Source organism: Symbiopectobacterium sp., from assembly GCF_051710365.1.
GTDB lineage: Bacteria > Pseudomonadota > Gammaproteobacteria > Enterobacterales > Enterobacteriaceae > Symbiopectobacterium.
Window position 1 is genome coordinate 20,254 of sequence record NZ_JBPETA010000009.1, and the last position, 12,738, is coordinate 32,991.

A 12,738-nucleotide genomic window follows, 5' to 3' on the forward strand; every position below is an offset into this window, starting at 1 on the left:
CTGTTTCACTCAGGGCAACATGCACTGCCCATGCGTGGGGTTTATATGTCAGCTTCTTCTTCCCGTTTGTTTGTTTCTGCCGACTGGCTCGCGGAGCATCTGGCTTCCGATGACATCACACTGATCGATGCGCGCATGTTACCCCCGGGTGAAACCAGCCGGGATATCCATGCTGAATACCGCGCGGTGCATCTGCCCGGCGCGGTTTTTTTTGATATTGAAACCCTGTCCGATCCCAACACCGCATTGCCCCACATGATGCCCAGCGCAGAAGCGTTCGCCAAAGCGATGGGTGAATTGGGCATCAGCGATCAGCAACCGCTGGTGATTTACGATGAAGGTAACCTGTTTTCCGCTCCGCGTGCCTGGTGGATGCTAACCCACTTCGGCGCTCGTCAGGTGGCGATTCTTTCCGGCGGGCTGGCAGAGTGGAAAGCGCAGGGTTATCCGATTGAGCAGGGAGACGTGCATCCCACGCCAGCGCATTTTAATGCCGTATTAACCGCAGGCGCGATCCGCTCGCGGGAACAGGTATTGGCGATCAGCCGTAACGGCTCAGCGCAAATTGTCGATGCGCGCCCTGCCCCGCGTTTTCGCGGTGAAGTGGATGAACCGCGCCCCGGCCTGCATCGCGGCCATATTCCCGGCAGCCTGAACGTACCGTGGGGCAACCTGGTGACACAGAGCACCCTGAAACCCAGCCCTGAGCTGGCGACGATTCTGCACAAAGCGGGCCTGGATTTCAGCCGCCCCATTGTTGCCAGTTGCGGCTCTGGCGTCACCGCAGTGGTGGTGATCCTGGCGCTTGCGCAGTTGGGCGTGTCCGATGTCACGCTGTATGACGGTGCCTGGAGCGAATGGGGTGCCCGTGATGATACCCCTATCGCATTAGGCTGATTGCCGCGCAGGAGCAGCACCATGGATAGCCGGTTGACATCACTGGTTCACCACGGCAGAGATTTGACGCGCGCGGAACACCGCGTGCTGGTGTTTATCGCCGAGCACGCGTCGCTGGTCGGCAAGATCACTGTGCGTGAACTGGCGCAGCAAACCTATGTCTCGACGGCAACCATCATGCGCCTGTGCCAAAAAATGGGGTTTAGCGGCTACAGCGAATTTATCTATCACTGCAAGCAGTTGCTCGCCGATGCGCCACGTTCGTTTCCGGAAAACCCCACATCGGTTGCCAGCGATGGCATCCCAGAAGCCTATCGCCATTTTGTCGCCAATTACGAAAAAACCTTCACCTACGTAACGCCCGCGCTGATGGACGCCTTCTGCCATATCTTGCGTCACGAGAGCCATTTTTTTCTTTACGGTGCCGGGTTCTCCCACCTGTTTACCGAGTACTTCGCCAAAAAGCTGCAAATACTGGGCAAGGATGCGTTTGTCTCCGGTCTGGGGGACAGCAAAGGGATTTTTCTTAGCAATGCCCCCAAATACCGCATCTTTATCGCTATCTCGCGCAGCGGAGAAACCGAGCAGGTGGTTGAAAAAGCGCAGATCGCCAGAAACATCGGCATGACCGTGGTCGCCTTCACCCGTGCATCGTTTAATCCGTTAGCCAACGTGGCTGATTTACACTTTCGCTTGCAGGATGACGCTATTCATTTTGCGGCCGAAGCGGGAGAGGTTAGCTCGTTCGAGTCTAATTTGGTGTTACTGATTGATCTACTGCTGCTGCGGGCGACCACGGGCAACCCGGTCTAGATGGCATCCCCTGAACAGGGGACGCACAAGGTAAATTACGCTTTGCCCGTTTGTTTGAACTCACGCAGGAAGCTACCCCACTTACGCTCATAAAACGGCGTGGCGTGGTGCAGAAAATAGTGGCTTACGCCGCCCTTTTCATCCTTATCGACGATACAAATATCCACCGGCTGATCGCCGACTACAGTATCGCTGGCAACCGTGCCCACCGCCTGGATAACCGCCTCCACGTCATCCAAATCGACCAGTTCCAGACCGATCAGCAGATTGGATTCGGCTTCACCTTCCTGGATCTGCACTACCCACGCACGGCGCACCGGGCGATGCTTGGCAAGCAGTTGCGTCAGCGAATCGATCATTTGGTCCGGCGACGGATCCGGCAGGCTGAGATGCACTTCTACCGGCTCGTCAACCACACGGCTTTGCACAAAGCCATTGCCTTCACCCGCCAGCATGTGTTCCACCTCCTGCGGCAGGAATTCTTTGCCGTAGGGGAGCTTAGGGTTAAGGAACAACGTCTGCCCCTGCGTTAACTCAAACAGCGAGCGGGCTGGCAGCGCCAGAAAAGCGGCTTCCGTTGAGATAGCCATCTGCAAGGCTTCCAGCGACGAGAAAAACGGGATAGCGGTACTGCCATCGGGTTTTTCCCAGTGCTGAATCTCAACCTGACTGCCCACAGGCAGGGTACTGGCACCCTGTTCGCTCGCATCATCGCTGCCGCCAATGATATAGACGGTAGCATCCATCAGCTCGGTGAAAAACTCAGGCCGATGGGCGGGCTCAGTCGCCGCCTTCATCAGCACCTCTTCCAGCTTGTTTTGCGGGGTAAATGTCATACTGTTGTTATCACTCACGCCTTATTCACTCAATGCTAGTCTTCGCTCAGCAGCAGATTGGTCAGCGTGCGCACGCCCAAGCCGGTCGCTCCGGTCGCCCACTGCTCCACCGCCCCTTTGCGGTAAGTGGCAGAACAGTCGATATGCAGCCATCCTTTCTGATAGGACGAGACAAAATGCGACAAGAACGCCGCCGCCGTGCTGGCTCCCGCGCTGTGCGCCGCGCCTGCAACGTTATTCAGTTCGGCAAAACTGGACGGCAGTTGCGAACGGTGAAATTCCTCCAGCGGCAAGCGCCAGAACGGTTCGTGTTCCTGTTTTGCGCTGGTGAGCAGGCGTTCAGCAAAAGCATCATCAAAGCTGAACAGCGCGTGATAGTCGTTACCCAGCGCCGTTTTGGCTGCACCGGTGAGCGTGGCACAATCGATAATCCACTGTGGCGCTTGCGCACTGGCATCGATCAGGCCATCCGCCAGCACCAGACGCCCTTCTGCGTCGGTGTTCATCACTTCGACGGTTTTACCGTTGCGATAGCGCAAAATGTCACCGAGACGGAATGCGTTACCGCTCACCATATTGTCGGCGCAGCACAGGTAGAGTTTTACGCGACGGGTTAATCCTTGAGCAATTGCCAGTGCCAACGCACCGGTAACCAGCGCCGCACCGCCCATATCGGATTTCATCGAATCCATAAAGCCGCTCGGTTTCAGGCTGTAGCCGCCGCTGTCAAAGGTGATGCCCTTGCCCACCAGACAAGCAAACACCGGCGCATCCGGGTTGCCCGTCGGGTTAAAATCCAGCGCCAGCAACACCGGCTGACGTTCAGAACCGCGTCCTACCGTGTGCAGCCCGATATAGTTTTGATCGCGCAGATCTTCACCCTTGGTGATGCGGTAGCTAACAGCGTTGCCGCCCACATCGTGCAGCAAATCCACCGCACGCGTTGCCAGTTGTTCTGGCCCTAAATCTTCGGCGGGCAGGTTAATGGTGTCGCGGACCCAATCGACAACTTTCAGGCGCAGATCCAGCGCCTTGCGCTGTGCCTCTTCCAACGGTGCCCATTCGACGGTACGTTTACCTTTCGGTGCGCGGTAGCCTTGCCAGAACGCCCAGCTGGTTTCCAGATCCCAGCCTTCGCCCACCAGTTTGACGTGCTTGATACCTTGTCCGTCGATTTTGCGCGCTGCGCGTTGAATGATGCCCAGCGCCGCCGTTTCGGGCAGATGAATGGTAAATCCCTGTTCGTTCGCGCTCAACGACGCTTTTTCTCCCCAACGTGCATCGGCAGGCTGGGTGGAGAGTGAAATCTGCATAGCTTCGCTTGTCATATCAGCTCCGTGGATAATGTACTTAACAGCAACCTATACCCGTTATACCCGTCATACTTCAAGTTGCAGATGCGTTGGCTACGTTCGTTATTCGGTCCATCCCTGGACCTCACCTCTAACGAGGCCGCCACAAGCGGCGTTCAAAACGTAAACGTTTTGTCCTGCAACTCGAATTATTTAGGACAAATTTTAAGGTATCGTGCTGAAAAAAAGGGCCGCCCGTCAGGCAGCCCAGAATGGTCATTCCGCTTCGTCTAACCACACCAGCAGTATCGCTTCCAGGATTTTTTCGTTGGAAGCGTCCGGCACGTCATCAAACTCATCCAGCTCGCAAATCCAGCGATGCAGATCAGTAAAACGCACCGTTTTTGGATCCGTATCGGGAAACGCGTCATACAGCGCTTCACCAATGGCACGGCTGTCTGTCCATGTCAATCCCATATTCAGCTCCTGTTAATGCTCGCGGGCATGGTTAATGGTGTAACGCGGGATCTCAACCACCAGATCGTCGCCCGCGACACGCGCCTGACAGCCCAGACGACTTTCGGGCTCCAGCCCCCAAGCTTTGTCCAGCATGTCATCTTCATCTTCTGTGCTTTCCGCGAGAGAATCAAACCCTTCGCGCACAATGCAATGGCAGGTGGTGCACGCACAGGATTTCTCGCAGGCGTGTTCGACTTCAATACCATTGCGCAGGGCGACATCAAGAATCGTCTCACCCACTTTGGCTTCCAATACCGCGCCTTCAGGACACAGATCCTGATGCGGTAAAAAAACTATCTTAGGCATGCTCACACCTCGTCCACAGAGTGTCCTGCCAGCGCCCGACGAATGGAAGCATCCATACGACGCGCAGCGAACCCCTGGGTTTGTTGATCTACTGTTTTTATTGCGGCTTCAATCAGCGCAACGTCATCACCGGCACTCACCTGTTGCAGTGCCGACACCGCCTGAACGATAGCCGCCTGTTCTTCGGTGCTCAGCAAATCCGCATCGGCGGCCAGCGCGCTTTGCACGCTTTCCAGCACCCGTGCAGCTTCGACTTTCTGCTCCGCCAGCATGCGCGCAGCGACGTCACTCTGCGCATTTTGCATCGAATCGGTGATCATCGCGGCAATTTCATCATCGCTCAGCCCATATGACGGTTTGACCTGAATTGCGGCTTCCACTCCCGTGGATTTCTCCATTGCCGTGACGCTCAGCAGGCCATCCGCATCCACTTGGAAGGTAACACGAATATGCGCGCCACCGGCGGGCAACGGCGGAATGCCGCGCAGCGAGAATCGTGCCAACGAGCGGCAATCCGGCACCAGTTCGCGTTCACCTTGCAGCACATGGATCATCATGGCGGTCTGACCGTCTTTAAACGTGGTGAACTCCTGCGCACGCGCCACCGGAATGGTGGTGTTACGCGGAATCACCTTCTCGACCAAGCCACCCATGGTTTCCAGACCGAGCGACAGCGGGATCACATCCAGCAGTAGCATCTCACTGTCTTGCTTGTTACCCACCAAAATATCCGCCTGAATGGCCGCGCCCAGCGCCACCACTTTATCCGGATCGATGGCCGTCAACGGCGTGCGGCCAAAGAAATCGCCGACGCGGGTGCGCACCAATGGCACGCGGGTCGAGCCACCCACCATCACCACTTCCTGCACCTCATCGGCCTGAACGCCCGCGTCTTTCAGGGCCCGACGGCAGGAAAGCAGCGTGCGTTTCACCAGAGGCTCGATAAGCGCATCAAACTGTTCGCGGCTCAGTTCTCCCTGCCAGGTGCCAAACTGTACCGTCACTGACGGCGCGGCGCTGAGCGCAACCTTGGCATGCAAGGCCGTTTCAATCAATTCACGCTGCACGCGCGCATCGGAACGATCGTCGACGCCGGCCTGCTCGCGCAGCCACTCCACCAACAGGTGATCGAAATCGTCGCCGCCGAGCGCAGAATCACCGCCGGTCGCCAGCACTTCAAACACCCCACGACTTAAACGCAGGATGGAGATATCAAAGGTGCCACCGCCCAGATCGTAGACCGCAATCACCCCTTCCTTACCCGAATCCAGCCCGTAAGCGATGGCTGCCGCCGTCGGCTCATTGAGCAATCGCAGCACATGCAGCCCGGCCAGACGCGCCGCATCTTTGGTGCCTTGACGCTGAGCGTCGTCGAAATAGGCAGGAACGGTGATCACTACACCATCCGGCACGCCGCCCAGCGCGGCTTCAGCGCGCACCGCGAGCGCAGAGAGGATATCGGCAGAAACCTGAATCGGGTTTTTGTTGCCCGCCGCCGTTTGCAACACAGGCAAGCCGTTGTCACTGGCCTGAAAATGGTACGGCAAATGGGGATAACGTTGCTGAATATCGGCCAGCGAACGGCCCATCATTCGCTTGACGGAACTGACGGTGTTGGCGGGATCGTTTACCGCCTGCGCCAGTGCCGCCCAGCCGACATCGATACTTTCGGCATCATAGCGCACCACCGATGGCAGCAGTTCGCGCCCTTCGGCATCCGCCAGCGGCTGTGCTTCGCCGCTGCGCACCGTTGCCACCAGCGAATTGGTGGTGCCGAGATCAATACCCACGGCAAGACGGCGCTGATGTGGTGCTGCGCTGAGGCCAGGTTCACTAATTTGTAATAGGGCCATATTGAGCTTCCATCAATTGGCTGTCGGTGCCACAGTTGCGCCGACGAAATAAAAAAAACGTTATTCGATTATGTGCATCATTATTGCGCAGATTAGCGGTCCAGCAGTTGTTCTTCGAGTTGTTCCACCTGCTGTTGCAGCTTATCCAAAAAGCGGAGTTTACGCACCGTATCGGCCGCCGCCGACCACGATGCCTGCGCCAGTTCGGACTGCATCTGCGCCGTGCGCTGCCGTGTCATGGCGGTTAACTGGTTGGCAAAATCGGCCAGTGCGGCTTCAGCCTCTTCCTGATGTGAAATCGCATCCAACTGCTCGCGCAGCTCCAGTTGCTCCATCAGAAAGGCAGTATCGCGCATCGTATGTTGCTCGTTACTCAGATCAAAACCGTGCAACGATAACATATATTCTGCGCGTTTCAGCGGATGTTTCAGCGACTGGTAAGCATCATTAACCGTTGCCGCCTGCTGTACAGCCAGCAGACGCTCCCGTTCGGGCTGCGTGGCAAAGCGATCGGGATGGAACTGGCGTTGCAGTTCCTGATAACGAGAAAGGAGCAGGCTGCCATCCACATCGTAGTGAACCAGCAGCCCGAATAACGTAAAGTAATCCATAGTGCGCTCGGACATTCTGGCGCTAACGGGTAGCCGCCCTGCGCCAATGCGTCACGAGCATGCTCCCGTTAACACGGGCAAAACGAATCAGACCGTAAAGCTTTCGCCGCAGCCGCATTCGCCGTTAACGTTGGGATTATTGAACTTGAATCCTTCGTTCAGACCTTCTTTGACGAAATCCAACTGCGTGCCATCAAGATAAACCAGGCTTTTGCCATCGATGATGACCTTTACCCCTTTATCCTCAAACACCACATCGTCGTCGTTAAGGTCGTCAACAAACTCAAGCACATAGGCCATGCCAGAACAACCTGACGTCCGCACACCCAAGCGCAGACCGACGCCTTTGCCTCGATTTGCCATAAAAGCGCTGACACGTTGTGCTGCGCTATCGCTAAGAGAAATAGACATACAACAACCTCAATATCGTTAGCACGCCTTCTGCCCAACGAATTCACGCCGGGCAGCACGGTTCACCGACAGATTATTTCGCTGTGCGTTTGCTTTTGTAATCCGCGATCGCTGCTTTGATCGCATCTTCCGCCAGAATAGAACAGTGAATTTTCACCGGAGGCAGTTCCAGTTCCTCGGCGATCTGAGTGTTCTTGATCGCTTCGGCTTCGTCCAGAGACTTGCCTTTCACCCATTCAGTGATCAGCGAACTGGAAGCAATGGCGGAGCCACAACCGTAGGTTTTGAAACGTGCGTCTTCGATAATGCCGTTGTCGCTGACTTTGATCTGTAATTTCATTACGTCGCCACACGCCGGTGCACCCACCATGCCGCTGCCAATCGAAGGATCGGCGTTGTCAAAGGAGCCGACGTTGCGCGGATTTTCGTAATGATCGATAACTTTTTCGCTGTATGCCATGATTAACGTTCTCCGTGCTGCGAATTAATGATGAGCCCATTCGATGGTGGTCAGATCCACGCCCTGCTTGAACATCTCCCACAGCGGGGAAAGGTCACGCAGACGTCCGATGGATTTTTGGACCAAATCGATGGTGTAGTCGATCTCTTCCTCGGTAGTAAAACGGCCGAGAGAAAAGCGGATCGAGCTGTGCGCCAATTCATCATTCATGCCCAGCGCACGCAGCACATAGGATGGCTCCAGGCTCGCAGAGGTACAGGCAGAACCGGAGGAGACAGCCAGGTCTTTCAGCGCCATGATCAGGGATTCACCCTCAACATAGTTAAAGCTGACGTTCAGGATATTCGGCGCGCCCTGCTCCAGGTCACCGTTAAGGTACACTTCTTCAATATCCTTGATACCGTTCCACAAGCGATGACGCAGTGCGCTCAGGCGAGCGACTTCTGCCACCATCTCTTCTTTGGCGATACGGTACGCTTCGCCCATGCCGACGATCTGGTGCACTGGCAAGGTGCCGGAACGCATACCGCGCTCGTGACCGCCGCCGTGCATTTGCGCTTCAATACGGATACGGGGTTTACGACGCACATACAGCGCGCCAATGCCTTTCGGGCCATAGATTTTATGACCAGAGAAAGACATTAAATCGACTTTGATCTTGCTGAGATCGATAGGCAGTTTGCCCACGCTCTGCGTGGCATCAACGTGGAACACGATACCACGGCTGCGGCACATCTCGCCGATAGCGGCAATGTCCTGTACCACACCGATTTCGTTGTTCACGTGCATGATGGAAACCACAATGGTGTCTTCACGCATTGCCGCTTCGAGTTCGTGCAGGTCAATAATGCCGTTACGCTGCGGCGCGAGGTAAGTAACCTCAAAGCCTTCACGCTCTAACTGACGGCAGGTATCCAGCACGGCCTTATGTTCGGTCTTGCTGGTAATGATGTGCTTGCCTTTCTTCTGATAGAAGTTGGCGGCACCTTTGATAGCCAGGTTGTCGGCTTCGGTCGCGCCGGACGTGAACACAATTTCACGCGGATCCGCACCCACCAGATCGGCGATTTGGTTACGCGCGATATCCACTGCCTCTTCCGCCTGCCAACCAAAGCGGTGAGAACGGGAAGCCGGGTTGCCAAACGTACCGTCCAGGGTCAAAAACTGCATCATTTTTTCAGCCACGCGCGGGTCAACCGGCGTCGTGGCTGAATAGTCTAGATAAATGGGTAACTTCATTGCTCATAAACTCCGTACATCACTTCAAAACGTACAATGCGTTTTGTTTTTATTATTCCTGCGAGGATGAACTGTCAGGCGCGCAGATTAACATTAATGGTTTCTTGAATACGTCCGTTGGCGGTACGACGAATGTCAGCATCCTGACGATCCGCCACGTCCAGCACTTCCTGATTATTCACCAGTTCGTCCAGCGTGATATTGTTCAAGAAATCGGTGATACGGTCGCTGAGATCGCGCCACAGCGTGTGCGTCAGGCAGCGATCGCCACCCTGGCAGCCTTCACGCCCCTGGCAACGGGTCGCATCGACGGATTCGTCTACGGCAGAGATCACGGCACCAACGGCGATTTCATTGGCGTTTTTGCCCAGCAGGTAACCACCGCCCGGCCCACGGACGCTGGAAACCATCCCGTTTTTGCGCAAGCGAGAGAACAGTTGTTCCAGATACGACAGCGATATTCCCTGCCGCTCGGAAATATCCGCCAAAGGAACCGGCCCTTCTTTGGAGTGCAGCGCCACATCAAGCATGGCGGTAACGGCATAACGGCCTTTTGATGTCAGTCTCATAATAGTGGTACCTGTAGATAAAACAGCTTATTATCGAACACGGTTATTATAAACATGCACTGTGAATGCATGTACTTGCATAGCACCCTTTGAGTCTGACATTCCCGAGTGTTTTAGTCAACTATTTAACCGAGTAATTCACTCAAGTATTTCTTCGCTACTTTTCTACTCCTGACCGTCATGCCGGTTTTTTTGTACCGAGCTTAAAATGCCGCGCAGAATGGCCAACTCCTGCTCTTCCGGGCGGGCGCGGGTAAATAAACGACGCAGCTTGTACATCACCTGCCCCTGATGGGCCTTACGAATAAAACCGGTGTAGTGCAGCGTTTCTTCCAAATGGGTATAGAAGCGTTCCAGATCGTCAACCAGCGGGTAAGGTTCTTCCGCAATCTGCGGTGCTCCCTGCGCCTGCAAATCCAGATGCGCAACGCGCACTTCATAAGCGATCAGCTGTACTGCCATCGCCAGATTCAACGAACTGTACTCGGGATTGGCGGGAATGCAGACGTGATAGTGGCATTTTTGCAGTTCATCGTTGGTCAACCCCACGCGTTCGCGGCCAAACACCAGCGCCACCGGTGCGTGCTGCGCTTCGTGCGCACTGCGCACGCCACACTCGCGCGGTTCGAGCATCGGCCAAGGCAGCGAACGGGAACGTGCGCTGGTGCCAACCACCAGGTTGCAGCCAACCAGCGCTTCATCCAGGGTATTGACCAGCGTAGCGTTACCAATAATATCGCTGGCACCGGCGGCCAGTGCGATCGCCTGTGAATCAGGTTTAATCAGTGGGTTCACCAGATAGAGGTTCTTTAACCCCATGGTTTTCATCGCTCTGGCGGTGGACCCCATGTTGCCCGTGTGCGAGGTTTCCACCAGAACGATACGAATATTCTCTAACATGTTGACTCGGCAGTAAGAAAGAAGAAAAAGAGTGAAAAACAAGATTAGTGTATCACAGACTTCGCTATTTTCTCTTTCCCCTGCTATACTGCGCCTCGCTTCCTGTTCTTTAACATCCTAGTGGACGATACCATGCATCCGATGCTTAACATCGCTGTGCGCGCTGCGCGCAAGGGCGGTAATTTAATTGCCAAGAATTATGAAACCCCTGACGCCGTTGAAGCGAGCCAAAAAGGCACCAACGACTTCGTTACCAACGTTGACCGCGACGCCGAACGCCTGATTATTGAGGTGATTCGCAAATCCTACCCCCAGCACACCATTATTGGTGAAGAGTGCGGCGAAGTAGTCGGTGAAGACGACACAGTGCAATGGATTATCGATCCGCTGGATGGCACCACCAACTTCGTTAAACGTCTCCCCCATTTTGCTGTTTCCATTGCCGTGCGCATTAAAGGCCGCACTGAAGTCGCTGTGGTTTACGATCCGATGCGCAATGAGCTGTTTACCGCCACGCGTGGTCAGGGCGCACAGCTGAACGGCTATCGTCTGCGCAGCGGCAATGCGCGCGATCTGGAAGGCACCATTCTGGCGACCGGCTTCCCTTTCAAGCAGAAACAGCACGCGACCCCTTACATCAATATGGTGTCAGCCCTGTTTACCACCTGCGCTGACTTCCGTCGCACCGGTTCTGCCGCGCTGGATCTGGCCTATGTGGCTGCGGGCCGCGTAGACGGTTTCTTCGAGATTGGCCTGAAGCCCTGGGATTTCGCCGGTGGCGAGCTGCTGGTGCGTGAAGCAGGCGGTATCGTGACTGACTTCGTTGGCGGCCACAACTATCTCGCTTCTGGCAATCTGGTGGCGGGCAACCCGCGCGTGGTGAAGTCCATTCTGGCAGCCATTCGTGAACAACTTAGCGAAGCCCTGAAACGCTAAGGCAGTCCTTTGTCCCGTTCGCCGTCGGTGGGCGGGGCAACATCTGATATTTTCCTTACATTGCGTTCCTGTTAAGTTTTGGCGTATGGTAATACGATAATGATTATCAAATGCATTACATCTGTCTGATTTGTATTAGGAGAGGCCTAATTCATCAGGACAGGTGGTAACGGGACGACACCATGTTTAAGAAATCCATCAACTCGCTGTTTTTCACCGCACTCCTTGCCACACCGCTTTTCAGCCACGCCACACAATATCCTTTAACTGTCACCGATATGGCGGGCAATACTGTCACGCTGCAACAAGAGCCGAAGCATCTGGTGCTGCAAGACGGGCGCGATATTATGGCGCTGGCGCTGCTGGATCGCGACGATCCGTTCCAGCGTTTAGTGGCGTGGAACAACCTGCCGAAAAAACAGGATACCGCTACCTGGAACCTGTTGAAGGGCAAATGGCAGGACGCAGAAAACATCCTTGATATGGGCTTTGGTGACAAAGGTGATATCGAGCTGGAAAGCGTGCTGGTGAAAAAACCGGATTTGATGGTGGCGCAACTGCGTGCCAAGGCGTCACTGGAAGGCAATGGCGTCGTTAACAAGCTGAACGAACTGCACATTCCATTGCTGTTTGTCGATTATGAAATCGATCCGGCCAAGAACACCGCAGACAGCATCGACCTGCTCGGCAAGGTGCTTAACCGTGAAGAGAACGCCAAAGCCTATACCGACTTCTACCGTCAGCACGCCGCAGACATTCAGCAAAAAACCGCAGCGATTACGCCGAAACCGCGCGTGTTTATCGAACCTATCGCGGGTAACAGCGATGCCTGCTGCTTTAGCCATAAAGATAACGGCTGGGGCGGTTTACTGAGAGCGGTTGGGGTGACCAATATCGCTGCCGATCTGCTGCCGGGTGCCACTGGTTTTATCTCACTGGAAAAAGTGATTGCGGAAAAACCGGATGCTTACATCATGTGTACTAGCTCAGACCTGATCTGACAGTTACCGGTTATTTATACAGGTGTCTGTCAGATTAAATCTGGTTCAGATTTTTTTCTGCCCAGACCCGTTTACCATCAAGTAATGTTGCCATT

The 12,738-nt window shown here is 55.1% G+C and carries 14 protein-coding genes and 1 pseudogene; 4 read left to right on the forward strand and 11 right to left on the reverse strand.

What is annotated here, in order from left to right; genetic code table 11:
* The first annotated feature begins 45 nt into the window (after window positions 1–45).
* Both sseA and ACTBDZ_RS01715 read left to right on the forward strand, forming a co-directional pair.
* Window positions 46–897, forward strand: coding sequence for a 3-mercaptopyruvate sulfurtransferase (gene sseA / locus ACTBDZ_RS01710; protein WP_438813994.1), 852 nt, complete (start codon window positions 46–48; stop codon window positions 895–897).
* Window positions 898–918: 21 nt separating this feature from the next.
* Complete coding sequence (locus ACTBDZ_RS01715) at window positions 919–1,710, forward strand: MurR/RpiR family transcriptional regulator (RefSeq protein WP_438813995.1); 792 nt, start codon at window positions 919–921, stop codon at window positions 1,708–1,710.
* Between the two features lie 35 nt (window positions 1,711–1,745).
* On the opposite strand, the gene sseB is transcribed toward ACTBDZ_RS01715, so the two are convergent.
* The 11 genes from sseB to trmJ form a co-directional block, all read right to left on the reverse strand.
* A complete protein-coding gene (gene sseB, locus ACTBDZ_RS01720) occupies window positions 1,746–2,546 on the reverse strand; it encodes an enhanced serine sensitivity protein SseB (protein ID WP_438814004.1) in 801 nt (266 codons plus the stop codon).
* 35 nt (window positions 2,547–2,581) lie between these two features.
* Window positions 2,582–3,874: an aminopeptidase PepB gene (gene pepB, locus ACTBDZ_RS01725; RefSeq protein WP_438813996.1), complete on the reverse strand. Its 1,293-nt coding sequence runs from the start codon at window positions 3,872–3,874 to the stop codon at window positions 2,582–2,584.
* A gap of 240 nt (window positions 3,875–4,114) precedes the next feature.
* Window positions 4,115–4,315, reverse strand: coding sequence for a Fe-S cluster assembly protein IscX (iscX, locus tag ACTBDZ_RS01730; RefSeq protein ID WP_430360908.1), 201 nt, complete (start codon window positions 4,313–4,315; stop codon window positions 4,115–4,117).
* A 12-nt stretch (window positions 4,316–4,327) separates the two neighbouring features.
* The gene (gene fdx, locus ACTBDZ_RS01735) at window positions 4,328–4,663 is read right to left on the reverse strand and encodes an ISC system 2Fe-2S type ferredoxin (RefSeq protein ID WP_264643637.1); all 336 of its coding nucleotides are present in this window, start codon (window positions 4,661–4,663) and stop codon (window positions 4,328–4,330) included.
* Window positions 4,664–4,665: 2 nt separating this feature from the next.
* Entirely contained in the window at window positions 4,666–6,516 is a 1,851-nt protein-coding gene (gene hscA, locus ACTBDZ_RS01740) for a Fe-S protein assembly chaperone HscA (RefSeq protein ID WP_438813997.1), read from the reverse strand.
* A 92-nt stretch (window positions 6,517–6,608) separates the two neighbouring features.
* Complete coding sequence (gene hscB / locus ACTBDZ_RS01745) at window positions 6,609–7,127, reverse strand: co-chaperone HscB (protein WP_438813998.1); 519 nt, start codon at window positions 7,125–7,127, stop codon at window positions 6,609–6,611.
* A gap of 87 nt (window positions 7,128–7,214) precedes the next feature.
* Window positions 7,215–7,538 (reverse strand): iron-sulfur cluster assembly protein IscA, encoded by a 324-nt coding sequence (gene iscA, locus ACTBDZ_RS01750; RefSeq protein WP_196905571.1) that lies wholly within the window; start codon window positions 7,536–7,538, stop codon window positions 7,215–7,217.
* A 73-nt stretch (window positions 7,539–7,611) separates the two neighbouring features.
* The gene (iscU, locus tag ACTBDZ_RS01755) at window positions 7,612–7,998 is read right to left on the reverse strand and encodes a Fe-S cluster assembly scaffold IscU (RefSeq protein WP_195315164.1); all 387 of its coding nucleotides are present in this window, start codon (window positions 7,996–7,998) and stop codon (window positions 7,612–7,614) included.
* A gap of 24 nt (window positions 7,999–8,022) precedes the next feature.
* Complete coding sequence (locus ACTBDZ_RS01760; RefSeq protein ID WP_438813999.1) at window positions 8,023–9,237, reverse strand: IscS subfamily cysteine desulfurase; 1,215 nt, start codon at window positions 9,235–9,237, stop codon at window positions 8,023–8,025.
* 74 nt (window positions 9,238–9,311) lie between these two features.
* A complete protein-coding gene (gene iscR, locus ACTBDZ_RS01765) occupies window positions 9,312–9,806 on the reverse strand; it encodes a Fe-S cluster assembly transcriptional regulator IscR (RefSeq protein WP_438814000.1) in 495 nt (164 codons plus the stop codon).
* Between the two features lie 165 nt (window positions 9,807–9,971).
* Window positions 9,972–10,706, reverse strand: coding sequence for a tRNA (cytosine(32)/uridine(32)-2'-O)-methyltransferase TrmJ (gene trmJ / locus ACTBDZ_RS01770; RefSeq protein WP_438814001.1), 735 nt, complete (start codon window positions 10,704–10,706; stop codon window positions 9,972–9,974).
* Window positions 10,707–10,838: 132 nt separating this feature from the next.
* On the opposite strand from trmJ, the gene suhB reads away from it, so the two are divergent.
* Together suhB and ACTBDZ_RS01780 are read left to right on the forward strand one after the other, a co-directional pair.
* Complete coding sequence (gene suhB / locus ACTBDZ_RS01775; protein WP_438814002.1) at window positions 10,839–11,642, forward strand: inositol-1-monophosphatase; 804 nt, start codon at window positions 10,839–10,841, stop codon at window positions 11,640–11,642.
* A 182-nt stretch (window positions 11,643–11,824) separates the two neighbouring features.
* Window positions 11,825–12,628: pseudogene (locus tag ACTBDZ_RS01780) on the forward strand (ABC transporter substrate-binding protein); the annotation flags it as partial.
* Window positions 12,629–12,738: the final 110 nt, after the last annotated feature.

Excerpts from the sequence above, each read along its gene's own strand:
- trmJ (WP_438814001.1), bottom strand. The coding sequence starts at position 10,706 with ATGTTAGAGAATATTCGTATCGTTCTGGTGGAAACCTCGCACACGGGC.
- iscA (WP_196905571.1), bottom strand. The coding sequence starts at position 7,538 with ATGTCTATTTCTCTTAGCGATAGCGCAGCACAACGTGTCAGCGCTTTT.
- iscU (WP_195315164.1), bottom strand. The coding sequence starts at position 7,998 with ATGGCATACAGCGAAAAAGTTATCGATCATTACGAAAATCCGCGCAAC.
- sseB (WP_438814004.1), bottom strand. The coding sequence starts at position 2,546 with ATGACATTTACCCCGCAAAACAAGCTGGAAGAGGTGCTGATGAAGGCG.
- ACTBDZ_RS01760 (WP_438813999.1), bottom strand. The coding sequence starts at position 9,237 with ATGAAGTTACCCATTTATCTAGACTATTCAGCCACGACGCCGGTTGAC.
- suhB (WP_438814002.1), top strand. The coding sequence starts at position 10,839 with ATGCATCCGATGCTTAACATCGCTGTGCGCGCTGCGCGCAAGGGCGGT.
- fdx (WP_264643637.1), bottom strand. The coding sequence starts at position 4,663 with ATGCCTAAGATAGTTTTTTTACCGCATCAGGATCTGTGTCCTGAAGGC.
- hscA (WP_438813997.1), bottom strand. The coding sequence starts at position 6,516 with ATGGCCCTATTACAAATTAGTGAACCTGGCCTCAGCGCAGCACCACAT.
- iscR (WP_438814000.1), bottom strand. The coding sequence starts at position 9,806 with ATGAGACTGACATCAAAAGGCCGTTATGCCGTTACCGCCATGCTTGAT.
- pepB (WP_438813996.1), bottom strand. The coding sequence starts at position 3,874 with ATGACAAGCGAAGCTATGCAGATTTCACTCTCCACCCAGCCTGCCGAT.
- sseA (WP_438813994.1), top strand. The coding sequence starts at position 46 with ATGTCAGCTTCTTCTTCCCGTTTGTTTGTTTCTGCCGACTGGCTCGCG.
- iscX (WP_430360908.1), bottom strand. The coding sequence starts at position 4,315 with ATGGGATTGACATGGACAGACAGCCGTGCCATTGGTGAAGCGCTGTAT.
- hscB (WP_438813998.1), bottom strand. The coding sequence starts at position 7,127 with ATGGATTACTTTACGTTATTCGGGCTGCTGGTTCACTACGATGTGGAT.
- ACTBDZ_RS01715 (WP_438813995.1), top strand. The coding sequence starts at position 919 with ATGGATAGCCGGTTGACATCACTGGTTCACCACGGCAGAGATTTGACG.